The organism is Rhizobium sp. 01T417, from assembly GCF_056398905.1.
In genome coordinates this window covers 15,219-38,157 of sequence record NZ_JBFTQH010000021.1, presented here as the reverse complement: position 1 = coordinate 38,157, position 22,939 = coordinate 15,219, and the positions used below count along the sequence as shown (strand labels likewise).

General features: G+C 58.8%; 24 protein-coding genes and 1 pseudogene. 11 read left to right on the top strand and 14 right to left on the bottom strand.

The genetic code is table 11. From position 1 onward, the window contains the following. Nucleotides 1–25: 25 nt before the first annotated feature. Nucleotides 26–1,381 (top strand): LLM class flavin-dependent oxidoreductase, encoded by a 1,356-nt coding sequence (locus AC1DPR_RS19990; RefSeq protein ID WP_477817000.1) that lies wholly within the window; start codon nt 26–28, stop codon nt 1,379–1,381. On the opposite strand, the gene AC1DPR_RS19985 is transcribed toward AC1DPR_RS19990, so the two are convergent. The 4 genes from AC1DPR_RS19985 to AC1DPR_RS19970 all read right to left on the bottom strand — a co-directional run bounded on the left by AC1DPR_RS19985 (nt 1,382) and on the right by AC1DPR_RS19970 (nt 4,402). Further along, on the bottom strand, nt 1,382–2,035 hold the full coding sequence (locus AC1DPR_RS19985; RefSeq protein ID WP_477816999.1) for a methionine ABC transporter permease: 654 nt from the start codon (nt 2,033–2,035) through the stop codon (nt 1,382–1,384). Then, a complete protein-coding gene (locus AC1DPR_RS19980) occupies nt 2,016–3,098 on the bottom strand; it encodes a methionine ABC transporter ATP-binding protein (protein WP_477816998.1) in 1,083 nt (360 codons plus the stop codon). The genes AC1DPR_RS19985 and AC1DPR_RS19980 overlap by 20 nt, the downstream gene beginning before the upstream one ends. 93 nt (nt 3,099–3,191) lie before the next feature. Then, nucleotides 3,192–4,025, bottom strand: coding sequence for a MetQ/NlpA family lipoprotein (locus tag AC1DPR_RS19975; protein ID WP_477816997.1), 834 nt, complete (start codon nt 4,023–4,025; stop codon nt 3,192–3,194). Then, nucleotides 4,022–4,402: a hypothetical protein gene (locus AC1DPR_RS19970; protein ID WP_477817042.1), complete on the bottom strand. Its 381-nt coding sequence runs from the start codon at nt 4,400–4,402 to the stop codon at nt 4,022–4,024. The genes AC1DPR_RS19975 and AC1DPR_RS19970 overlap by 4 nt, the downstream gene beginning before the upstream one ends. Here AC1DPR_RS19970 and AC1DPR_RS19965 point away from each other — a divergent pair. Beyond that, nucleotides 4,340–5,737 (top strand): FAD/NAD(P)-binding protein, encoded by a 1,398-nt coding sequence (locus tag AC1DPR_RS19965; RefSeq protein ID WP_477817040.1) that lies wholly within the window; start codon nt 4,340–4,342, stop codon nt 5,735–5,737. The two genes, AC1DPR_RS19970 and AC1DPR_RS19965, sit on opposite strands and share 63 nt — an antisense overlap. A gap of 30 nt (nt 5,738–5,767) precedes the next feature. On the opposite strand, the gene AC1DPR_RS19960 is transcribed toward AC1DPR_RS19965, so the two are convergent. Then, entirely contained in the window at nt 5,768–6,304 is a 537-nt protein-coding gene (locus tag AC1DPR_RS19960; RefSeq protein WP_477816996.1) for a carboxymuconolactone decarboxylase family protein, read from the bottom strand. 216 nt (nt 6,305–6,520) lie between these two features. On the opposite strand from AC1DPR_RS19960, the gene AC1DPR_RS19955 reads away from it, so the two are divergent. Genes AC1DPR_RS19955 through AC1DPR_RS19935 form a run of 5 tightly spaced genes read left to right on the top strand, consistent with a single transcriptional unit; the run spans nt 6,521 to nt 10,338 of the window. Further along, on the top strand, nt 6,521–7,192 hold the full coding sequence (locus AC1DPR_RS19955) for an amino acid ABC transporter permease (RefSeq protein WP_018856166.1): 672 nt from the start codon (nt 6,521–6,523) through the stop codon (nt 7,190–7,192). Beyond that, nucleotides 7,192–7,863, top strand: coding sequence for an amino acid ABC transporter permease (locus AC1DPR_RS19950; protein ID WP_477816995.1), 672 nt, complete (start codon nt 7,192–7,194; stop codon nt 7,861–7,863). Before AC1DPR_RS19955 ends, AC1DPR_RS19950 begins: the two co-directional genes overlap by 1 nt. Nucleotide 7,864: 1 nt before the next feature. Then, nucleotides 7,865–8,599, top strand: a complete 735-nt coding sequence (locus tag AC1DPR_RS19945; protein ID WP_477816994.1) for an amino acid ABC transporter ATP-binding protein — start codon at nt 7,865–7,867, stop codon at nt 8,597–8,599. A 9-nt stretch (nt 8,600–8,608) separates the two neighbouring features. Next, on the top strand, nt 8,609–9,526 hold the full coding sequence (locus AC1DPR_RS19940; protein ID WP_113161646.1) for a glycosylasparaginase: 918 nt from the start codon (nt 8,609–8,611) through the stop codon (nt 9,524–9,526). A gap of 20 nt (nt 9,527–9,546) precedes the next feature. Then, complete coding sequence (locus AC1DPR_RS19935) at nt 9,547–10,338, top strand: transporter substrate-binding domain-containing protein (RefSeq protein ID WP_477816993.1); 792 nt, start codon at nt 9,547–9,549, stop codon at nt 10,336–10,338. Nucleotides 10,339–10,376: 38 nt separating this feature from the next. Here the strand turns inward: AC1DPR_RS19935 and AC1DPR_RS19930 are convergent, their stop codons facing one another. Next, the gene (locus AC1DPR_RS19930) at nt 10,377–11,378 is read right to left on the bottom strand and encodes a LacI family DNA-binding transcriptional regulator (protein ID WP_477816992.1); all 1,002 of its coding nucleotides are present in this window, start codon (nt 11,376–11,378) and stop codon (nt 10,377–10,379) included. Nucleotides 11,379–11,531: 153 nt separating this feature from the next. On the opposite strand from AC1DPR_RS19930, the gene AC1DPR_RS19925 reads away from it, so the two are divergent. Beyond that, complete coding sequence (locus AC1DPR_RS19925) at nt 11,532–12,896, top strand: Xaa-Pro aminopeptidase (protein WP_477816991.1); 1,365 nt, start codon at nt 11,532–11,534, stop codon at nt 12,894–12,896. A gap of 728 nt (nt 12,897–13,624) precedes the next feature. Here AC1DPR_RS19925 and AC1DPR_RS19920 read toward each other — a convergent pair. From AC1DPR_RS19920 to AC1DPR_RS19890, 7 genes and pseudogenes are all read right to left on the bottom strand, one after another. Further along, on the bottom strand, nt 13,625–14,449 hold the full coding sequence (locus AC1DPR_RS19920; protein WP_477816990.1) for a glycosyltransferase family 2 protein: 825 nt from the start codon (nt 14,447–14,449) through the stop codon (nt 13,625–13,627). 300 nt (nt 14,450–14,749) lie between these two features. After that, entirely contained in the window at nt 14,750–15,004 is a 255-nt protein-coding gene (locus AC1DPR_RS19915) for a DUF2934 domain-containing protein (protein ID WP_113471746.1), read from the bottom strand. A 111-nt stretch (nt 15,005–15,115) separates the two neighbouring features. Beyond that, complete coding sequence (locus AC1DPR_RS19910; protein ID WP_025660825.1) at nt 15,116–15,529, bottom strand: VOC family protein; 414 nt, start codon at nt 15,527–15,529, stop codon at nt 15,116–15,118. Between the two features lie 3 nt (nt 15,530–15,532). Beyond that, complete coding sequence (locus tag AC1DPR_RS19905; RefSeq protein WP_477816989.1) at nt 15,533–16,630, bottom strand: Gfo/Idh/MocA family protein; 1,098 nt, start codon at nt 16,628–16,630, stop codon at nt 15,533–15,535. Between the two features lie 10 nt (nt 16,631–16,640). Beyond that, nucleotides 16,641–17,651, bottom strand: coding sequence for a Gfo/Idh/MocA family protein (locus AC1DPR_RS19900; protein WP_477816988.1), 1,011 nt, complete (start codon nt 17,649–17,651; stop codon nt 16,641–16,643). A gap of 227 nt (nt 17,652–17,878) precedes the next feature. Then, nucleotides 17,879–18,204: pseudogene (locus AC1DPR_RS19895) on the bottom strand (transposase); the annotation flags it as partial. Nucleotides 18,205–18,457: 253 nt separating this feature from the next. Beyond that, nucleotides 18,458–19,165, bottom strand: coding sequence for a hypothetical protein (locus AC1DPR_RS19890; protein WP_477816987.1), 708 nt, complete (start codon nt 19,163–19,165; stop codon nt 18,458–18,460). Between the two features lie 204 nt (nt 19,166–19,369). Between AC1DPR_RS19890 and AC1DPR_RS19885 the strand changes: the two genes are divergently transcribed. Then, the gene (locus AC1DPR_RS19885; RefSeq protein WP_477816986.1) at nt 19,370–19,513 is read left to right on the top strand and encodes a hypothetical protein; all 144 of its coding nucleotides are present in this window, start codon (nt 19,370–19,372) and stop codon (nt 19,511–19,513) included. Between the two features lie 83 nt (nt 19,514–19,596). Here the strand turns inward: AC1DPR_RS19885 and AC1DPR_RS19880 are convergent, their stop codons facing one another. Further along, complete coding sequence (locus AC1DPR_RS19880) at nt 19,597–20,400, bottom strand: hypothetical protein (RefSeq protein WP_477816985.1); 804 nt, start codon at nt 20,398–20,400, stop codon at nt 19,597–19,599. 1,192 nt (nt 20,401–21,592) lie between these two features. Here AC1DPR_RS19880 and AC1DPR_RS19875 point away from each other — a divergent pair. Next, nucleotides 21,593–21,862 carry a hypothetical protein gene (locus AC1DPR_RS19875; protein ID WP_477816984.1) on the top strand — a complete coding sequence of 90 codons (270 nt, stop codon included), beginning with the start codon at nt 21,593–21,595 and terminating at the stop codon, nt 21,860–21,862. Further along, nucleotides 21,823–22,746, top strand: a complete 924-nt coding sequence (locus AC1DPR_RS19870; protein WP_477816983.1) for a hypothetical protein — start codon at nt 21,823–21,825, stop codon at nt 22,744–22,746. The genes AC1DPR_RS19875 and AC1DPR_RS19870 overlap by 40 nt, the downstream gene beginning before the upstream one ends. Nucleotides 22,747–22,939 lie beyond the last annotated feature (193 nt).

The following is a 22,939-nucleotide window of genomic DNA, read 5'->3' as shown; positions in this document are numbered from 1 at the left end:
GTCTACCGGCCCAGGGAATGATTGTATGGAGCACATGCAGATCTACGCATTCGACATGAACTGCGTCGGTCATATCAATCACGGCATGTGGACGCATCCACGCGATACGTCCCTTCACTATACCGACCTCGACTACTGGGTGGACTTTGCCCAGACAGCCGAGCGGGGCAAGCTGGACGGGATATTCCTGGCGGATATCGTTGGGGTCTACGATGTCTACAAGGGAAGTCCGGCACCCGTCATCGAGGCTGGCGCGCAGATCCCGGTCAACGACCCGCTGATGCCGATCTCGGCAATGGCCTATGTCACCAAGCATCTCGGCTTCGGGGTAACGGTCAACACGACCTACGAGCCGCCGTACCTGTTGGCGCGGCGCATGTCGACGCTCGACCACCTGACAAAGGGTCGCATCGGATGGAACATCGTCACCGGCTATCTCGACAGTGCTGCGCGCGCGATGGGTTTCGACAAACTGCCGGAACACAACGCGCGCTACGACGCGGCCGAGGAATATCTCGAAATCCTCTACAAGCTCTGGGAGGGCAGCTGGGACGACGATGCGGTACCTGGTGACAAGGCGCGAGCCGTCTTCGCCGACCCTTCCAAAGTCCGAGCCGTCAAGCACGACGGCCAATACTACAAGATGGAAGGCATTCACCTCTCGCAGCCTTCGCCGCAGCGCACGCCCCTGCTCTTCCAGGCAGGCGCTTCGACGCGCGGGCTGGATTTCGCGGCCCGACACGCCGAATGCGTCTTCATCGCGACACCGACCCCGCAGGCGGCAAGGCCGACGGTGGCGGCCCTGAAGCACAAGGCGGCGGCATCAGGGCGCGGGGCGGATGCCTTGCGCGTTCTCGGCCTTGTGACGGTTGTCGTTGGTCGCACCGAAAAGGACGCATTCGACAAGCTCGAAGACTATCGCCGCCATGCGAGTGTCGAAGCTTCCCTGGCGCACTATTCGGCTTCGACAGGCGTTGATTTCTCGCAATACGGCCTCGACGATCCGATCGAGCAGAGGTCCACCAATGCCAATCAGTCTGCGCTCGCCGCAATCACCAGGGAAGCGCCAAAGCCGGTGACGCTGCGCCAGATCATTGATCAAATGGTACTCGGCAGCCGTATGAAACCGATTGTCGGCTCGGCCGAGCAAGTGGCGGATCGCCTGGCGGCATGGGTTTGCGATGGCGGTGTGGACGGCTTCAACCTGGCGCGCACGGTGGCGCCGGAAAGCCTGCGCGACTTCGTCGATCTCGTGGTTCCGGTGCTGCAGGAGCGCGGGCTGTTCAAGGCGGACTACACCGAGGGACCTCTCAGGCAGAAGCTGTTTGGCGGCAGCGGCAGGCTGCCATCCTCTCACCCTGCCGCTGCGTTTCGCCGCTGACTACTTGTGGTCAAGCCGTTCGACCAGTCGATCGCCGAGCCACTGTATGCCGCAGACAAGCACGATCAAGACGGCAACGACTGCCACCATGACGGTTGTCTCGAAGCGCTGGTAGCCATAGCGGATGGCAAGGTCGCCGAGACCGCCAGCGCCGATCGCACCGGCCATTGCCGAGGCCCCGATCAGGGTCACCAGCGTAACCGTGAAGCCGGCCACAATGCCGGGTAAAGCTTCCGGTACCAACACTTCGCGAATGATCGTCCAGCGATTGCCGCCCATGGCGCGCACCGCATCGATCAGTCCGCGATCGACCTCGCGCAGCGACACTTCCGCGATCCGTGCATAATAGGGCGTTGCGGCAATGGCGAGCGGGACGATGGCCGCCCAGGTGCCAAGCGCAGTGCCGACGATCAGGCGCGTCACCGGGATCAGGGCCACCAGCAGGATGATGAACGGCACGGAACGGAACCCGTTGATGATGGCCCCAAGGATGCCGTTTATCCAGGCGTTCTCGACTATGCCGCCTTTGTTCGTGAGAACGAGCGCGAGTCCGAGCGGCAGGCCGAAGACCAGCGAAATCAGTCCGGATGCACCCGTCATCAGGATCGTTTCCCAGAGGGAACGAAGCAGAAGATTAAACATGATCGGTGTCATAGCCAAGGACCTCCACCCGCGCAGAGCGAGCCTTCAGAAACTGCAGAACCTTGTCCTTGAGCGCAGGGTCGCGCATCGGGACAGCAATGAAGAACCGCGCCACCGGCTGGTTCTGGATATGGTCGATACCGCCGTGGACGAGCCGGAAAGATTGCGGCAGCGCCGCAGACAGGTCGGCAAAGACCGCGCCCTGTGCGGCGAGGCCCGCCATGTCGATGCTTAGGATCGCTTCCTCCCCTGATGTCGGCGAAAGGCGGGCGGCGATATGCTCCGGCAATTGCGGGCGGCTGCCGGACAGCAGACTCCGGGTGATCGGCGCTTTTGGGTCAGCGAACACCGACCATACCTGTCCCTCTTCCACGATCCGGCCGGCATCGATGACGGCGACGCGATCGGCAATGCTGCGGACGACTTCCATCTCATGCGTGATGAGGATGATGGTGAGGCCGAGCTTGCGGTTGATGTCCTTCAGAAGGGCCAGGATCGACCGTGTGGTCTCGGGATCGAGCGCCGATGTAGCCTCGTCGGACAAGAGCAAGGCAGGGCGTGCGGCAAGCGCGCGCGCAATGCCCACCCGCTGCTTCTGGCCACCGGACAGGGACGATGGATAAGCCTTCGCCTTACCCGCGAGACCGACAAGCTCCAGCAATTCATGTGCGCGCCTCAGGCGCTCGGTCTTTGCCACGCCGGCGATCTTGAGCGGCAGTGCGACATTCTCCTCCACCGTCCTGGAGGCCAGCAGGTTGAAATGCTGGAAGATCATCCCGACGCGGCGGCGAAGCGGCTGCAACTCCTTTTCGTCGAGACCAACGATGCTGCGCCCCTCGATTTCGATTAAGCCGCAATCCGGACGCTCCAGGCCGTTGAGGCAGCGGATCAATGTGGATTTGCCGGCTCCACTGCGCCCGATTACACCCAGGATTTCTCCCTTGTGGACGGTGAGCGCGACGCCATCGAGGGCCGGGGTGGTGCCGAAATGCCGATGTACGTCGACCAGGCGGACCACCGCCTCAGCAGTTGCTTGCGGCGTCTCGATTACAGAGGCCGTTACGATTGAATTCATAGTCTTTCCCTTCGGAAACGCCCAAGGCGGCCCGGGCAAGGAACGCCCGGGCCGCCTTGTTCAACGCGCCTAACCCCTCGGCGCGAATGTCGATCAGTAAGCGCTGAGGCCGGTTCCCTTATACACCTTGTCGAACTCCGCCTTGACCGCATCGTTCTGGTAGGACGAAACCAGCGTCTTCACCCAGTCTTCGTTCTCGCTGCCCTGCTTGACAGCGATGAAGTTGCGGTACGGATTGTCAGCGATAGGTTCCTGCGCAATGCGGTCGGCCGCCGAGAGCCCGGCCTTCAGGGCCCAGTCGGTGTTCACCACTGCCGCATCCAGATCATCGATGGCACGGCCGACCACACCGGCATCGAGCTCCTTGATCTCGACGTTCTTCGGGTTCTCGGTGATGTCGGTAACGGTCGCGAGGATGCCGGTACCGTCCTTGAGCTTGATGATGCCTTCATTTTGAAGAACGCGTAGCGCACGACCTTCGTTTGACGGATCGTTCGGCACGCCGATCGCCGCACCTTCGGCGAACTCGGCGATGGTCTTGTGCTTCTTCGAATAAAGGCCGATCGGCCAGACTCCGGTATATCCGACCGGGACGATATGATAGCCATGCTGCTTTATCTGATTGTCGAGATAGGGTTTGTGCTGGAAGGCGTTGGCGTCGATTTCGCCGCGCTCCAGCGCCTCGTTCGGCTGCGTATAATCGTTGAAGACGATCGCTTCGATCGTCAGGCCCTTCTTGGCGGCTTCGGCGGCCACAACGCGCCAGACGTCTTCGTCCTCGCCACTCATGATGCCAACCTTGATCGACTTGTCTTCGGCGAAGGAAGCGACAGGCGATGCAAATGCGATCAGAGCGATCGTGGAGGCGGCGATCGCGGCAAGGCTTGCGCGACGCGTCAGGCTGGATTTGGACGTCTTCTTGTTCATTGTGGTGTTTCCCGTCTTGAATTGATGAGGCAAGCCTCGAACGGCCAGATAATTTCAAAATCGCTGAGGATAAACCAAGCAAGCCCATCTCTATTGCGCTGCAGCACGGAAAAACTCTTCGGTGCTTTGGGGGGATAGCGGGATAAAAATTCTACTATTTTTGTAGAATATTGAAGTTGCTGTCCTGGCTGTGAGCCTTTAAATTGAACCATCGGGGCGCGAAGGACAAAAATGCGCCTTACAAGAAAGGCGATCTGGGTCGCGATCAAGTGAAGCAGGGCAGCGTGACATCTCGACAGGACACCCGTGGCAAGATGTGTCGCCCCGTCGTGGCGATTATTGGCGGAGGCGTTTCTGGTGCGGGCGTTGCGTACCATCTGGCATCCTCCACATGCAGCCCGCCACCAACAATCGTGGTTTTCGAGCCGCGAGAAGAGCTTGGCAGAGGGCTCGCCTACGATACCACCGATCCAACGCATCGGATCAATGTTCCCGCCGCCCGCATGAGCCTGTTGCCGGATCGGCCGGAGGACTTCCTCGAATGGATGGCCCGCAACGATGCTGTCGCCGACGATCCGGACGCGTCTCGGCCGGATGGCAACCTCTTCCCCCGACGCCATGTCTTCGGCACCTATATTGCTTCGGCGCTCGCTCCCCTGGTGCAAAGCCGGAGCGTGCATCATCGCCGTGCGGCCGTTGTCGAGGTATGCCGGGACGGCAGGCGCTGGGAGATCCTCGATGACGAGGGCGGACGAACGGTTGCCGATTTCCTGGTGATCGCCACCAGCCATCCAGCGCCGTCAGCGCCTCGTGCACTCAGAGTTCTCGAAGGACACCCCCGCTTTGTCGCCAACTCCACCGTTGCCGGCGCGCTTGACGTCGTCCGCCCGGCGGACCGGGTGCTGGTCGTCGGCAACGGCCTGACCGCAGCCGACATCGTCGCTTCGCTGACCCGTACCGGCCATCGCGGGCAGATCACATCGATTTCGCGCCGCGGATTGAGATCGAGAGGGCATGCTCCGTATCCACAGGAGCCGTTCGGTGAGTTTAACACCGCCCCGGCTCATAGCGCGACGGCGCTGCTGCGGGGGATCCGGCGGACCATTGCAGAAGCCACAGCCGCGGGATTGACGTGGCACGCCGTGATCGACCAGGTTCGCGGTCACGGCCACGCGATCTGGCAGAGCCTGCCGATTGCCGAACGCTGCAGGATCGTACGCCATATCAGGCCTTATTGGGACGCTCACCGGTTCCGCATCGCTCCGCAGGTGGAAGAGGTGCTGGAGCGAGCGATTGCCGAAGGAAGGATGGAGGTGCTGGCGGCCTCCGTCGCTCGGGTGCAACGTGACGGCGAGGCAATCGATGTGGAACTGAGACTGCGGCACGGCGCACCACTACAGAAGACCTTTGATGCCGTCGTTGTCACAACCGGTCCCGCGCATGGAAGCATTTTGGAAAGCCAGGCGTGGCTCGCTCGCCTGCGCGATCAATCACGCTTGCAGCTCGATCCGACCGGCCTCGGCATTGCATGTACCGAACGATCGGAGGCGATCAGTGCCGATGGCCGTCCTGATCCGACCTTGCTGATTTCCGGCCCCTTGGCGCGTGGGACATTTGGGGAGTTGATGGGACTGCCACAGATTACAGAACATGCCGCCCTTGTGGCCCGTGAGTTGGCCACAAAGGTGACGGCAGCCGGCGAATACGCTTAGGCTCGCCTGACCTCGACAGGATGCGGTCCGTCAGGACGCCGTTCGGCCGGTTTCGGCGAAGGGCTCGAGCTCTGGATCGAAGTCAACCTCCACGACATTGTTGAAGACCGCTGTTGCGAGCATGATGCCGGCAAAGGCCACCAGATCGACCAGCGTCTTGGCATCGTAGCGCCCTTTCAGCTGCGTCCAGATCTCGGCGGGAACCGCGTTGGAATTGGCAACGATCGCCGTGCCGAAGGCATCGAGCAGCGCCTCTTCCTCGGAAAGTACCAAGGCCTCCGGGTCGAAACCTGCATTGATCAGTGCCCGGCGAAAGAAAGTGATGGCGATCCTTGAGTTCGCAGCTTTTGAAATGGAATACGAGAAGATCCAGATCGGTCGATCCGCGATTGCAGAAAGCTCCGCGCGCAGCGTGAACCATTCGGCATAGATGCGGTGGGCGGCGGGCGAATGCAGCAAGGTACGCTTCATGTTCGTCATGCGCCCCCGCACCCTCATCTCCTCGTCATGCGCGGCCCGAATCTCTTCAGAGGCTGTGGTGTAGTCGATCTGCGGAATATGGCTCATGGCGGTGCTCGTTCGGTGTGGGTAAATCTGAATGACGCTTGAAAAATCGGAAAAGCCGGTGGTGCCCCAGCTGCTTCAAGCACAGTGCAAATCCGCCGGACGAGACGAATCTCTCCGTTCGCGCTGGATATAGCAGGAAATCTCCAGGGCGTTCTTGACAATGTTCGGCCATCGAGACACGATGAAACCGGTTTCACTCGTGCTCATGGAGAGATCGTGCGGCTCGACCTGTCGATTCTCTTGCCCCATCTCGGCTTTCTCGCACAAGGCGCGCTGCTGACAGCAGAAGCGTGTGTTCTCGCGCTCGTCGGCAGCGTCATCATGGGCGCGTTCGTGGCAATCGCCCGCACATCCTCGTCAGCGGCGCTGCGGCGAATTGCCTTCGTCTACGTCGATATCTTCCGCAACGTGCCGTTCATCGTGCAGCTGTTTTTCTTCTACTACGGCCTGCCCGAAATCGGTCTTTACATCGATGCGTTTACAACAGGCGTGATTGCGCTGTCGATCGCAGGCGGCGCATACGCGTCCGATATAATCCGCGCCGGTATCCTGGCGATCGATCAGGGCATCATCGAAGCTGCGGAGGTGAGCGGCTTGTCACGCAGGGTGATCTTCACCCGCATTGTCCTGCCGATCGCACTCAGGACATCCGTGCGCCCGCTCGGCTCGGTTCTGATCAACATGATCCTCACCTCTTCAATCCTGTCCACGATCACGCTCAACGAACTGACCGGCTCGGCGCAGATCGTGGTGTCGCAGACCTACCGGCCGTTCGAAGTCTATGTTGTGCTTCTCGTCGTCTATGCCGCCTTGACCTATCTCGTATCGCTCGCGATTGCGATCCTCCATCGCCGTCTCAACCGTGACATGATGGAGGCGGTTGCCTGATGCGCTTTGCCGATTTTACAGCCTTTGATCTGGTTCTTCTCGCGCAAGGGCTCGGGGTCAATATCGCGCTCTTTCTCGCGACCTCGCTGATCGGACTGGTGGTCGGCATTGCCTGGGCAATTGTGCGCTACTACCGTGTGCCAGTCCTCAGCGAAGTGATCACCTTCGTTTCTGAACTCCTGAAGAATTCGCCGGTGCTGGTGCAGCTGTTTCTGGTGTTCTTTGGTCTGCCAGGGCTATTCCATATCCGCGTCGCGCCGGTTACCGCGGCGACGATCACGCTGTCGGCAAATACAGCCGCCTTCATCTATGTCATCGCGGTTTCGGCAATCGAGTCCATCGGCCGTGATCAGATCGAGGCGGCACGAGTCTTCGGGCTTACACGTTGGCAGGTCCTTCGACATGTGCTCGCCCCACAGGCTGCCGCCTTCGCGGTCGGGCCACTGATTGCACTTCTCGTCAACCAGTTGCAGGTCACATCGCTGATCTCGGTGATCGGCGTGGTCGACCTTACCAAGATCGGCAACATCCTCAACATGCGAACGCTGAAGCCGTTTGTTGTATGGACGGCCGTTGGCTTGCTCTATTACGCCGCCGCCAAGCTGGTTGCCTTGCTTGGGACGCGCCTCGAAAATCGCCTTCGCGCCCACAGCGCCTGGAGGGGGCTCTGACATGATCAAAGTTGAAAACGTAAAAAAGGCCTTCGGCCAGACCACCGTGCTCGATGGTATCGATCTGACGATCGAGCCGGGCGAGGTCGTCTCGATCCTCGGCTCCTCCGGCTCGGGAAAGTCGACGTTGATCCGGTGCATCAATGGCCTGGAGAAGCTGAACGGCGGCCAGATCACGGTCGATGAGTTCGATGTCGGCAAACCCCGGGAACTGGCGGAGGCCCGCAAGCGGTCAGGTACTGTCTTCCAGCTCTTCAACCTCTATCCGCATATGACGGTGCTCGGCAACATCACGCTGGCGCCGATCGAGGTATTGAAGAAGCCGCGCGCTGAGGCGGAGGCGACGGCGCTCGCACTGCTCGAGTCGGTTGGTCTCGGGAGCCGGGCTGATGCCTATCCGGCCCAGCTTTCGGGCGGTCAGCGCCAGCGTGTCGGAATATGCCGGGCGCTTGCCATGCGGCCGCGCTATCTACTGCTCGACGAAGTGACCAGCGCGCTTGATCCGGAGATGACGGCAGAAGTGCTGGCGATCCTTGCAAAGCTCGCCCAGCAAGGCACGACGATGCTGTTCGTGACGCACGAGGTCGAGTTCGCCAGGCAGATTTCGGATCGTATCGTGTTCCTCGACAAGGGCCGTCTGCTGGTCGACCTGCCGACCAAAGAGTTTTTCGCCGCCGACGGCGGCATGGCACAGCCGCGCGTCGCCCAGTTCCTTTCCAAGATGCGCAAAGATTAGAGGTTCAAGATGCTGCTTTTGGCCAATAAAGAGGCGTGGCCGGGTTTCCCGACCTCCGTGGAGATGCTGCGGGACGGTGCAATCAGCCTTGATGCAATGGTCGCCGGGATCAGCAAGGTGGAGAGCGAAGTCAAGGTCCGCAGCGTCGGCTACGGCGGCTGGCCCAACATGCTCGGCAACATGGAGCTGGACGCTGCGGTGATGGACGGCAACACACGTGATGTCGGGACAGTCGGTGCCGTGCCGAACACGCTGCCGGTGGCGCGTCTTGCCTATGAGGTGATGAAACGCCTTCCGCATGTCATGCTGACCGGCGACGGCGCTCGGCGCTTTGCAACTGAAATCGGTTTCGCCGAGGACGACGTATTGTTCGAGGACAGCAGGCGGGTCTGGTGGGAACGATTGGAAAAGGAACTTTCGCCGGAGGATCTGGCGAAGTTTCCCAATATTCCGCTCGCGCCGTTGAGCCGCGCCATCACTGATCCGGAGCGTGTGCGCGATACGACCGTCTTCCTGTCGGCTGATTCAGCGCGCGGCATTCACGCAGCGACATCCACCTCTGGCTGGGCGTGGAAATATCCAGGCCGCCTTGGCGATAGTCCGATCCCCGGCGCCGGCTTTTATGCTGACAGTCGCTATGGAGCGGCTGCCTGCACCCACACCGGTGAGATGACGATGCGCTGCTCGACAGCGCGCACCGTTGTTCTTGCAATGAAGCTTGGCTATTCGCTCTCTGACGCGGTGAAGCTTGCCGTCGATGAGCTCGATGAACTCTCCTCCGGATTTCTCGCCGGCGTCGTGATCCATGCAGTCGACGCCAAGGGAAACCATGAGGTCGTGAATTTCAGATGCGAGGGCGAAATTCGCTACTGGCTCTGGGAGGAATCGATGCCCGAACCGGAATTGCGGGCAGCGAAACTGGCATAATCAAAAGAGGGAATGAAACCATGAAGCGTATTCTGACTACCCTTGCCGCCCTCGCCATCGCGGCCGGCTCGGCATTTCCGTCCTTTGCGGGAATGATCGATGACATCCGCTCGCGCGGCACCGTTCGGATCGGCGTATCGCTCGGCGGCGAGCCGATCGGCTTCCGTGACGCGCAGAACAATCCTGTTGGTTACGATGTCGACGTTGCGACGCTGCTCGCCCAGAAGCTCGGCGTACCCGTCGAATTCGTCGACGTCTCGGGTGACGCCCGGATCTCGATGCTCGTTTCGGGCCAGATCGACGTCGCCGTTGCCAATACCTCGGCAACGCTCGAGCGCGCCAAGACAGTGAATTTCACTATTCCCTACAATCGTGCTGGCTTGCGCGTCATCGTTCAGAAGGACGCAGCTATCAAGGAGTTGAAGGACCTGGCCGGCAAGAAGGTTGTCGTCGGACGCGGCACGACGGGCGAGAGCTTCCTGAAGACCGCCGTTCCCGATGCCCAACTCGTCTACGTCGATCAGTTTGCTCCGGATGGCGTTCTCCAGCTGCAGCAGAAGCGCGTCGATGCGGCCATCGAAGATTCATCGCTGCTCGATTATCTGGCTACCAAGAATCCGTCGCTCGTGACGCTGCCGGGCCTCTATTCCAACGATCCGATCGGCATTGCCGTTGCCAAGGGTGACCCGGAATTCGTGCGCTGGCTCGACATGTTCGTTTCCGACTACATCCAGTCGGGTTCTTATGCGGCGAACTACAAGAAGTGGTGGGGTCCAGAATCCAATCCCCCTGCCCTGAACCCCCTGTGGTAAGTTGAACTTCGGGCTGCCTCCTGGCAGCCCGTTTTCGTTTAAGCGGTGAGGCGAGGCACAAAACGTGTGGGCACCGTGACCGGCGGTTGGCCCGGCGCGAAACTGCCCGGGTTGGCAACGGATTCAACGATATGGCGAACATAGAGCAGCTTGTCGTAGCCAATGGACGAGATCGGATAGGCATCGAAATCGGTCAGCGACAGATTGTCGAAACCGTAGAGCCGGAACCGCGACGGCCGACCAGCAGGAAAATCGGTCCGACAGACGTCAAGGATGCCCATCGCCATGGCATCGGATGTACAGAAAACCGCATCAGGACAATCGGCGCCGGCCAATGCGTTGGCCGCGGCATGCCCGCTCTCATAGGAATAGTCGCCCTGGACCGTCCGGATGAGATTAATGCCGTAGCGCGAAAATGCCTCGTGGTAAGAGCGAATGCGTGCCTGCTCCACGGGAGAGGAGGCACGGCCGGTGACGAGCCCGGCTGTGCGCACCATCTTCGACGCAGCGTCGGCCACAGCTTCCGCGATGCCGGCATCTTCGTCCGGGATGATTGCGGGGGAGAACTCGTCGTGCAGACCGTTCAGCATGATAACGCTGTCGGAACGGAACAAGCGACGGACAGTCGGGGCGTCAGCAAAGTCGGAGAAGACCAGCGCTGCGTCGACATGGTAGGCGACGCCGTTGCGCAGAAACTCGTCCACGCGCGCAACCGAGCCGATCCGGATCAATATGACCTGCTTGCCAATCGACTGGACCTGATCAATCAGCCGGTCGAACAGGTCGAGATCCGACAGATCGTGAATGTGGTTGACGACGACGGCGACCAGGTTGACGGTTTTGGTGGTCAGGCTCTGCGCCAGAAGGTTCGGCTTGTAGCCAAGGTTTGCGGCAGCGGCAATGACGCGCTCACGCTTCTCGGACGATACCGGCCGCGGTTCGTTCGACAGCGCCCGGCTCGCGACGGCGCGCGAGACACCCGCCATGCGCGCGACATCGGCAATCGTGGGAGGAGCGTCGCGGCTATTGTCGTGATTCATGATCGAGAGCTTTCCACCTTTGATAGGGTGATATCGCAACGTTGCGTGCTTCGGCTATGCTAATCTTTTGCTGCTTGGCGGTCGGGCCGCCGCTGTACACGGTTTTGCGCCTTTTATCTTTGTCTGGTTTTCATTTTCGCTTGGAGGAACTTGATGTCGATTAGTCTAGCACCTGTTGCATTGCCAAATTTCGGACCACTTGGAGCGCAGCCGAAAATCCCGTCGACGACCTACGCCGCGCGCGCGGACGCAGCCCTTGAGGCCGCTGCCACCGATTGGCTGGTCGTTTATGCTGATCGCGAGCATTTCGGAAACATCATGCATCTTTCCGGCTTCGAGCCCCGTTTCGAGGAGGCGCTGCTACTCCTCGGTCCTGGTGGGCGCCGCATCATCATCACCGGAAACGAATCCGAGAGCTATACGGCAATTGCCGGTCTTCCAGGTGTCGACGTATTGCGCGCGCAAACCTTCAGCCTCCTGGGGCAGGACCGCAGTCAAAACCCGCGGCTCAGCGATCGACTGCGCGAGGCAGGGATCAAAAGCGGAGATTCCATTGGACTGGTCGGCTGGAAATATCTCGCGGCCGAGGAGGACGAAGAATATGCGCAGAGTTTCTTCGTTCCCCATTTCATCGTGAATGCGCTGCGCCGGGCGATCGGTCATTCGGCGCGACTGGTCGATGCGACGCCTGTGCTGATGCACCCGGAAACCGGCCATCGCGCGATCATCGATGTCGATCAGCTCGCGGCCTTCGAATGGGCCGCAGTGCGGTGCTCGGACGCGCTCTTCAGGGTCGTTTCCGGCGCAAGGGAGGGAGATACGGAATTCGAGGCTCTTGGCCGCCTCGGCTACGAAGGAGACCCGGTAAACGTCCACACCATGTTTGCTTCCGTCAGCGCCGGAGAGAGCATCATTGGTCTGCGAAGCCCGACGACCCGCCGCCTGAAGAAGGGAGATGGCGTAACGACCGCACTCGGTTACTGGGGGGCGTTGTCTTCGCGCGCCGGCCTGCTCACCGACCATGACGAGGCATTCCTGAAGCCCTCGAAGGCCTATTTCGAAGCCTTGATCACATGGTATGAGACCGCAGATATCGGCGTGACCGGCGGTGATCTGTTCTCCGCGGTCACCGAAAAGCTCAAATCCGCGGGTCTCAACTCAGCGCTGAATCCCGGTCACCTTGGAAGTCACGAGGAGTGGCTTCATTCACCCGTACGCCCCGGCTCGACCGAGCGCTTGCGATCCGGCATGCCGTTCCAGGTCGACGTGATACCGGTGCCGATGCCTGCCGGTTGGGCACTCAATTGCGAAGACATGGTAGCCTTCGCGGACGTTGGGCTGCGCGAAGAGATACGCCAGCGCTATCCTGACATGCATGCCCGCATTGCCGCACGACGCGCGTTCATGGAAGATCAGCTCGGCGTGACACTCTCCGACAATATTCTGCCGTTCTCTTCGACGCCGCTCTATTTGCCGCCATTCTGGCTGCGGTCGGGCAACGTCCTCGTGCGGAAATGACGGAGGCTGGTGGCGCTTGAGAAGTCGCGGGTTCGAACCCTGCCAAGCGCCCGGGCGCCGAGCGCCGCTCCTACGCCTTGCCCAGACTATGTTTCATCACGTGGGTTTCTGATAGCCAATTGTCGCTGCAGCCGAGCGCTGGCCCCATCGCCGTCCTCGATCGCAACAATTTCGACGGCTTGACCGTAGCGGGACAAGAAAAATGCGCGCTCCCTCTCTGCTTTTGCGAGAGAGTCGGAAACCATGCATATGTCAGACCCTTTGAGTAATGCGTATCGCATAAGTCTGCCCTCGATTGCCGATTATACAATCATAGATTGGCATGCCGGAAAATCAACTCTAGTCAGCACTGCTGGTGAACTTTGACGCAGCGATCCGCTCAGTTCTCTCCAGGACCCCATTCGAAGAAAAGAGGCACAGAGAAAATCAGCTCCCCTATGCCGATGGCAATGCATACGAGAGAAATCGCGATCAGGAGCTTTTCCATGCGCGACCTTAACCGCTAACTCGCATATGTGCGAGCAGAAGATTCCGCGCCCGTCTGCTGTTATCCTGAAAAGGAGAGAACCATGACCGATCCCCGGACCAATTTTCTCGACCTGAGCTTGGACGGCAATGATCGTCGGCGAGAGTGGCATTTCTGGCATTCAGAAGATGACAAGCCGATCGAGATCGAGACGCTGGCTCCTGAATGGCAGAAGGCGCTTGGGTGGCGCTCTCCACAGGCATCACCGCCAGATACCGAAATGCTCCTGCATATACTCAATGCATCGACGGTTGGCTTCGGCGCGATTTGCACCCTCAATCGTTGCCCTGTAGAGCGAAGAAACCTCATGGGCGCCGGTCGAAAATGGCTCGGCGAGCCCGGCAGGAAGATAAATCGGGATCCCCTTGACCGCGAGCATGCCGGACAGCCAATAGTCGTCGACCGTCCAAAGAACGTTTGGAATGTCGTAGGCCAGATCGTCGAAGAACTCGGGCCGGACGACAACACCGCCGAGGCCTTGGAAAATATCGGCATACCCGCCCCTTTCTATGAGGGTCGGCATCGGTCGGCGCACCTCAGCCCCGAAAACCTTCGTGGCGACCTTGTAGTGAAGCCTGCGGGCTCGAAGCGCCAACGTTAGCTTTCGCTTGCGCACTGCCCTAGGTAAAAACGGGGTCGAGGTTGCAAAGGCTCTCGGAACATCTTTACCGACCAGCGCGACACACTCGTTCGGCCGCTCCTTCTGCGCCAGGAATAGTCGCGAGGCCCAGTCGGGCTCGAAGACCTTATCGTCGTCGCAAAAGAGGATCTGTGCGTCCTTCCCGCGAAACTCACGGGCAGCAAAAAGCACCTTGGACGCCGGTCCCATGTCATCGTCGGGACGCACAAGCGTAATCCCGTCAGGAACGGCAGGAAGTGACCCGTCATACTCCGGAAACCGCCGATATCGCTTTGGAATGTAGAGCCGTATTTCGTTGATCGGGCCGATCTGATCAACGAGACTCTTTAGGGTCGGAGCGAGCTTGGCGAACCGAGGGGGAATGCTGGAGAGTGATATGATCCGCAATGGGTGCTCGATGAAAATGTAACCCGCTGATCAAATTCAGGTGTCGCTACCGTGCCATTTGCGGTCACGGCAAGTCAAGGCCAGAACACCTGTGAAGCGTCATATGCGGATCACTGCAACTGACGAAGCAAATTGGCCTCGTATTCTGACTTGGAACGCACTGCCAGGGGCCTACCGGCCGAATACCACCATCACGACTCGCCGGCCGAGGTAGGGCGCGCCTTTCTCGAAGCGACATACACCGCGAGAGGCCCTGCAGCGCACCCATTCTTCCAGGTTCTGCCATAAGGTGGGTGCTACTCAGGCAGATGCCTTTTGCTCCGAAGCGCGGACACCGACGCCGATTTCAACGTCGTTCGGGTGCATCAAGCGGCGCATGGTCCGCAGCCGCTCGATGAGGTCGCTGCCGTCGACCGAGGCCCTGGTCAGTTCGAGCTGCTGATACTCGCGTGCCGCCTGCTGCCAATGTTCGCCACCGCGCCCCTCCGGCCGTCCTTCGGCTTCCCAGAGTGCGTAAGCGCGCTGATTGATCCAGTCATCTTTGCTGCGTGACATAACAAGCCCAGCCGTGAACGAACGTATTGTTGCCTTCAGGCTGACAAACGAGCATTACGGAGTCGTTACCGCAGTGCAAAAAATAAGCTTCGGGGGCCGTCTCGTTTGCGATCAGTCGAGCTTCCGTTCATCACGGCGTTCGGCGAGCTCGACGATGATACCATCGGGGTCGCGAAGGAATGCCACCCGGTCCAGCACCTCCGAATTTACGGCGGGACGCGGTCGCTCCTTGATTGCCACTCCGGCAGCCTCAAGCTTCGCGAAGCTTTCATCGACGTTATCGACAAGGAAGGTAATGTGCAGCACGCCCGATGTTGCGGCTGGAAGATCAGAGGCAGGCCCCGCGCCGCCGGGCGGCGCAAAAATCTCAAGCATGCCATTGCCACTATCCAGGAATGCCACTTCAGTGCCGTTTGCCATCGTCTTTCGTAAATGAAGGCGCAGACCCAGGAGGTCGCGATAAAAGGCCAGTGACCTGTCCATGTCGCCGGTGACCATGCCGACATGCTCGAAGCTCTTGATCATGGATCAGGCCCCGGCCGCCAGACGCCGCTCTTCGTCCGGCAACCAGGAATGGTAGAGCGGATGATCGGAAAGAATCGGCAGCGGTGTCGGCTTGCCGGTGCGCTGCGAATGATAGGCCGCGGTGACGAGCTCCAGTGAGTTGCGAGCATCCTCCAACGTCACCGGCGGCTCGCCTCCCGATGTCAGCACATGGTGGAACAGTTCGAACTGTCTGGTATAGCCGTCTTCCTTGACCACATAGCCGGCCAGCGCCTCATCGACACGCTGCTGATGCTCCTCGGTCCCGGCAACGAAGCTCCAGGGGTCCCGGCCCATCGTGTAGGGCTCGAGAATGCTTTCCGCGACGAGATCCGAAAAGCAGAACCGCAGACGCGAAATTTCTTTCCGTGAGCCCAGTGTCATCGACAGCGTCGCCAGCGAGCCGTTCTTCATCTTTACCGAAAGGGCTGCCGTATCCTCGACCTGGATCGGGTTTACGAGTGTCGCCCCGTAGGAAAAGATTTCGGCGCAGGCGCCGTGAACATAGTTCAGCATGTCATGCGCATGGATCGCGTGACCAAGCAGACCGCCGCCCAGCTCGGTCACCCATTTTCCGCGCCACGGGACGGCATAATAGTCGGGGCCGCGCCACCAATGTGTTTCGATCGTGGTGAGGAACGGCGTCCCAGTCAGACCTAGATCGATCAGCATTTTCAGCTTCTGAAGTCCCGAGCCATACCGATACTGAAATATCGGCATCAGTTGCGGACCTTCGGCGCGCGCTACGATCCTGGCCATCTCGTCCACTTCGGCGATAGAGCCGAAAAGTGGCTTCTCGCAGATGACATGTTTTCCCGCCTCGATTGCCTTGCGGCAGAGCTCGAAATGCGAACTTGGCGGGGTGCAGATATCGATGATGTCAAGATCCGCACGAGCGATCATCGTCTCGGCATCCTGGGTATATTCGGGAATGCCAAACTCCTCGCAAAGCGCTTGGCCGCGTTCCTCGTCCAGCGAACAAAGGACCGCAACCTCAAACAGATCCTTGTTCCAGGCAAAGCCTGTCAGGTGGCGCGAGGCGATCCCCGCTCCGATGATGCCGACACGAAACTTCTTGGACATGGCGGATTCCTCAACGATGACCCAGGCGCGCTGCCCTTGATTGTGCTTCCAGCGAAAGGCGGCAGACTTCGTAAACATGAGCCTGGGACATCGCCGTCTCCGTACGGTCGCGCACGTCGGCGGCGAAGGCATCGAAATAGTCGAGCTTTTCGCCGCTGCAATCGATGTGCGTCATCTCCGTGCCGTTGACGAGGAAGAGGTGGTCCTTGCCGGGGCGTCCGGCGATATCGATGTATTTGCGCAGTTCGATGTAGCCTTCGGTCCCAAGGATGGTCAGGCGACCATCACCCCAGGTCGGCAGCGCCTCAGGGGTGAACCAGTCGACCCGCACATAGCCCGAGGCTTTCTCCGAGCGAAGCAGCACCTCACCGAAATCCTGAAAGGCCGGCTTGTCGGACATGCCGAAGTTTCCGACCGAGCTTGCGACAACCTCCGCGCTGGTCGAGCCCGTATAGAAGAGAAACTGGTCGACCTGATGCGAAGCAATATCCACGATGATGCCGCCGAACTGCTCCGGATCGAAGAACCAGGCGGGGCGTGTGGGCAACTGCAGCCTGTGCGGTCCCATGCCGAGCGTCTGGATCACCGTGCCAATCGCCCCCTCCTTGACGAGCTTGCCCGCCTTGACAGCGGATCGCACGCAATGGCGCTCGGAAAAGCAGATCGAAAAGATGCGACCGGTGTCGGCGACGGTGCGCTTGACTTCCTCGAGTTGGGCAAAAGTCGTCACGCCTGGCTTGTCGGTCATGACATCCTTGCCGGCCTTCATCGCACGGACGGCCAATCCGGCGCGGTCGCGCGGGATTGCGGCGATGCAGATCACGTCGATCGAAGGATCAGCGAAGATCCTCTCGCGATCGATCTGCGGCGTATTCGGATAGGTCTTCTTGAAGTTTTCCAAGAGCGCTGGCACTGAGGTCTGAGGGCAGTATCCAACGAACTCGGCACCGGCCGCAAGCAGGCCCTTCACATGATCAAACGTGTGCCCATGATCGATCCCGACGACGGCAAATCTCAACATAACAGCAATGTCCTCCTGGAAATTTCTAGCGTGCAGTCTTGAGCCCTGCGCGGTCTCCTCTGGTCGAAGCAGACAGCGAAACTCAGTGGCTGTCAAGCTTGGAAAGGCAGTGGAACTTCAGAGAAATCATGCTAACCATAGGAAAATGCATGATAAATTTTTGTATCTAAATAGTTATTTAATTGATTGAGGTGAACATGGCTTTTCACGCCCGCCGTTCAACACTACTTACTCATCTGATGGTGGCTCACCAGATGAGTGACAGCGTTCCGCTGGGCTGCGGGCGTCACCACTTCTTTCCCAAAAGGTCCTTTAAAGCAGCATTGTCGAGCATGGCATTCGCCAGGAGCCGCTTCAGCTTCGTGTTCTCGTCCTCCAGCGTTTTCAGCCGCTTGGCCTCGGACACATCCATGCCGCCGAATTTGGCTTTCCACTTGTAGATGCTGGCATGACTGACGCCGTGCTTGCGGCAAAGCTTCGAGACCGGCGTGCCCGCCTCGTGCTCCTTCAGAATGCCGATGATCTGTTCGTCCGTAAAACGGTTCCGCTTCATTCCCTGGCCCTCCCCACCGCACCGGCTCAGGAGAAGGCCAAGACAATTTCACGGTCCATGCGCGCGACCTTCAACAATGAGACTTCGTTGGGTATCGCGCTCGAGTTTTACGCCGAGGTGTTCGGCTGCATGGTCGACGAACTGCGAGGCGACAATGGCTGACATCGACATCATCCCGAAGATCTGCGTCGACTACCGCAGCCACACCGCGAATCTACGCTCGACGAACTCAAGCACTGCGCGCATGAGCGATCTAAAGACGATGCAGGATGTTTTCAGGCTCGACCATACTCTCGGTATCTGTGAGGTATCGCTCTGCGATGCCGATACACTCTGCCGCAAACCAGGCTGGGTCATCCCAAATACGCGTCAGAGTAAAGTCGCCCTTTTCCAAACCGGTGCGATATTCAGCCAGATAGCCGCTATCCTTCTCCAACTTCGTGATCTGCGCTTCAATATCCGCCACCATTTGACCGACGGAATAGGACGCAGCTCCAATAGTTTCCTCCATCCACCGGAATACGTTGGCGCCGACTTTGCCATGCAATCCTCGGAGGTCGACCAAAGCCGTCTCTACGGTGTCAGGATATGCGCCGGCACGGCTACGCACCTCCGGGAGATAGCCTTGCGAATATGTGGAAAGATCATTTGCCGAACGTATCAGTTGACGAGCCAATCCCCTCGATTGCCGCATCTGGAAATAAATCGATTGTCTGTGATGTTTCTGTGCGTCTCGAACCTGACGAGAGAGGAACAAGATTGTCGGTACGGCAACTACGGCCGCTGCCCATCCGCTAAGCGCACCAACCCATTCCCTGAAGCAATGCTCTTCATTGGGGGAACAGGCCGAGCGCAAAAGACCCGCCTGCCAAAATACGACGGCCAATACACCCGCCAGCGCTGCGTAGGAGCCAATCAAAGCAAGCCAAAAAAAACGACGGTCCCGGCTTTCCCTTTCCATCTTCGCGCCCTCGACCTGTTCTGGAAGACGAACCTGCGAATGATACAACCCGGAGAGTGTTCGGCCAAGGTGGGCTCTAAAAGGATTGGCATTTCCTTCAGGAGCATCGATGAGTGAAGCGCCGCGAGTTTTCCAGGAAAGTGAAAGCCGAAATCATTCTCCGAACAGCTCGTGAAGGCGTGGTCTCGTGTGAGCGCTGTGGCCATGTCCTCGGCAAGAAAGCCCTATCACATCGATCACACGATTGCGGACGCGCTCCAGGTCGACAAGTCCCGGAAGCTGACGGCGGACGACGGCAAACTCCTCGGTGTGGAGTGCTGCCACAAGCCAAAGACGAAAGTGGACTAGGGCGTCATCTCCAAGGCCAAGCGCAACGAGGAGCGGTTCCTCGGCATGAAGCGGCCGAAAAAACGATCGTCCGTGATGCCTGTCTACACGTCGCAGACGAAATCGATGATCGCTCGGCTTTCAAATCTGCCTGTGAAGATCTCCTTCTGGAATTCAACGGGCGGACCGCCCGAGCCATCGCCCGCCTTCTGGGCGCTAGCGGTGATCCGGTAGACCGTATTCGCCTTGACGGTGTGACCTCCGTATGCCGGGAAGCGCATGGAATCCGCCAAAAACACTCCGCGCATGCGGTCTTGGAAGGTGCGAGTGCCTAGCGTGCCCGAGAGTGCTGGCGTAGCGGCCATCTCTGAGGTCGGAGCTGTAATTTCGTCGACATGGATGCGTATGTCGCCGATCGCGTGCTTTCGTATCGCCTTGATCGAAACCCACGCAAGGTTTTCGGGAGGCTTGGGCTGGGATTTCGGTGGTTCGACGGGATTTCGAAAGCCGAGGCTAACAAGCAGTTGATAGATTGCGGCGCTCCCGCCTGCGAGCACGAGCGCCGAAAGAACCTGGGATGTTCGCGATGTCGCGCCGAGCCCTCCAGCATCCCCCATTACCTTGGCGAATACGTCGTAGTTGAACCCGCGCACCACCGCGAGGCTCACGCCTATCATCACCAATGTCTTGACGGCGCGGCCGTTGAAAAATTCGCGATACAGTCGCCATTGAAAGATTGTGGTCAGCGCGGACTCTAGGACAGCCGCAACCACGAGCAGACCAAGGAGTTGCGTCAGGAGCTGGGTAGATTGGGCATATCCGGTCAACGTCTGCTCTGCAGATGCCGGGGACCCGACCGATCCAATCGAGAGAGCAACGGAGGCGTACACAAATGTCTTTGTAAGCATTCGTGTCCCACGGCTCTTGGGCTGAAAACAAGGGGCGGGATATGCTTGGTGGACAGCCGGGGACTGAGGGTTCGCATAGGCACGCAAACCATGCCATTTTGCATCGTGAACGGGCCTGGCTGCGCCGATTACCCACCACCCTTCGCCCCTTCGGCAGTGATCGACGTCGATGATGTCTTGCCCTGTTTGCTTCATAACGCTCCCAATCAATCTTCAACGAAGTCGAGCTGTTCTCCTGTGTTCCCCAAGCGAAACCGCAAACGCCATGGCCCTCGCGCCCGGCGACGACGCCCGGCATTACCAGTGGGTACGAACTCCCAATATTCGGGAGTTCTCCAGTCCCGGTACGCCGATCCGAGACCTCAAACGGGAAGTGGTCCCCACTGCATGCGCAGGTTCGGAAGAAAATTTAACACCGCGAATATCGCTTAAGGTCGCGCGCCATTACTTCCGACAAGCCCGTGCCGCGCGGAACATTAGGCTTCGGAAAGGTGCCGCTGGGCGGCTAACTGCTTGCAAGAACGAAAAAGCAAACATCCAAACATGTCGCGAACATCTTGGACGGTATCCAGCGCCCTCCTCGAACGTTAATTATCGGAGGGCAATAAGAATGTAACGTGTAATTATAACAAGCACTGCTTGCATCGGCAATACTTTGGATGGAGCTTTTTGATACATTTTATAAGAGCAGTGGAGGCTTCATCAAATGCGTAAATATTACAGATATTGAAATACATTACTTTTGCGCGACTTCAGAACGTCCTACTCGTGATCCTTTACCGATGTGCACCTGTAGATTTTAAGGCCGACCTTTCACTTCGGCAAACTAACGCCATTTTTCGGGAATTGTCGGTCTTAGCTTGCTAGGGCTGCGTCGGAGGATGCTTCGGTCCAAAAAATGCGACCTTGGACGCGCAATGCGATTGCGTCGAGAAACGATTGTTGTCGAGAGTCTATTTCGCGGTATCGATCGCCCGAATTGGAATCTATGTGGACGGACGCGTCGTTAAATCGTGCATGTATTGGAGTTCATCGGTGCCTATACCAAATGCGGCCGACACTAGGAAAAGGGAAACCCTGATGGGATCTTCTCAACAGAACAACATCATCGGTTCTTGGCACCCCTGCGGCCGGAATGCATTTTGGTCTGGCGACCAAGCTGATCGGTCCGCTCATTAGGCGGTTGGGCACCATGAGCGAGCTCCTCGTCCCGACGATGCATCCAGTCCGCGACAAAGTGCTGAGAGCGTTGGGTTCGGTGAGGCCGCTCAGCCGCGCCGAGCTCGCTTCGCGTAGGGTTTCGGGGCACACGCTGGTTAGCAGTGCTATGCTTCCTCCCCAGCATTTCATTTATTTTGCCCTCGTTGAATTGCTTGGCTTCGCCGACCTCGGCCAAGAGGAGAAGGTTGCCGGTCTATTCCAGTGGAAATCGATGGAATTCCACTCTTCATTACATTCGTAAAGTTCGGCCTTCGCATTGTCGGCCAGAACGACGAGGTGTCCCAGTCAGCCGCAAAGAAGCTAGCCATCCGTATTCAGAAAGCGGTCAAAGCCGCCGCACCTTTTTTCGAATGGATGGCCGAAAGCGCGATCCGGGACTCTGCTGTCAGTGTCTTGAATAAAAGCGCGGATCTTTTGGCGCGCTTTAGATTTCTGCGCGACCTTCATAGAGAGAAATCTGGTGAAGCTGACCTCAGATCGAAGGAAGTGATTGAGACGCGAGGGACGAACGAAGCCGGCGGAACGTGGACACAATTCTCCCGCCCAAGCTTTCAAATGCGAAAGGAGGCCAAGTGGCTGGGACTGGCAGCGGTTGAGGCTTTCTTTAGTTGGTCCGAGCACGTGTTTATCCACCTTGCCGTTCTCCGCGGCAATGTAACAACGGCCGAGGATGTTACCCGCACAGCAGAAGCGGATTGGGCAGCCAAATTTCGGGCCGCGCTTGACGTGGATGATCCCAAGACCAAGCGCTTCTACGATCATCTGCTCGTTACGTGGAAGCATCTCCGGAATTTTGTTGCCCATGGTTCCTTTGGCAAGGATGGCGAAGCGTTTCATTTCCATTCCCCTGCTGGCGCTGTTCCCATTGTGCTTCCGCATCCGATTGGCTCTCGGGCTTTTTCGTTTGCCACGACCACCTCTTGGGACGTCGGCTCAGCCTTAAATCTCATCGATGATTTTATGATTCATCTCTGGGAGGGCTCGAGAGCAGCGGCAAAGGTTCACATCGAGGACTACGACTTGCCGACGGTATTGTTGTTTGCCAGAGACGGAACTTACGCTCCTGCCATGGCCTCGCCGATGGAAATGACGCGTTTTGCCGAAACGATGAGCGATGAGCGATGAGCGATGAAATCGATAACGCCGCAAATATGGATTGGTAGCACGATCCGGCGACCCATTTTTGCGAACGACAACTTCGCCAAATCGCATCGAAGGCGGCCTAGGCCAATTAATCTTTCTCTAATTCAATGCAAGATAGTAGTCTCTTGCCGCGAAGCGACCTTCAGACAACGTCACAACCGTTACATACCAGCAG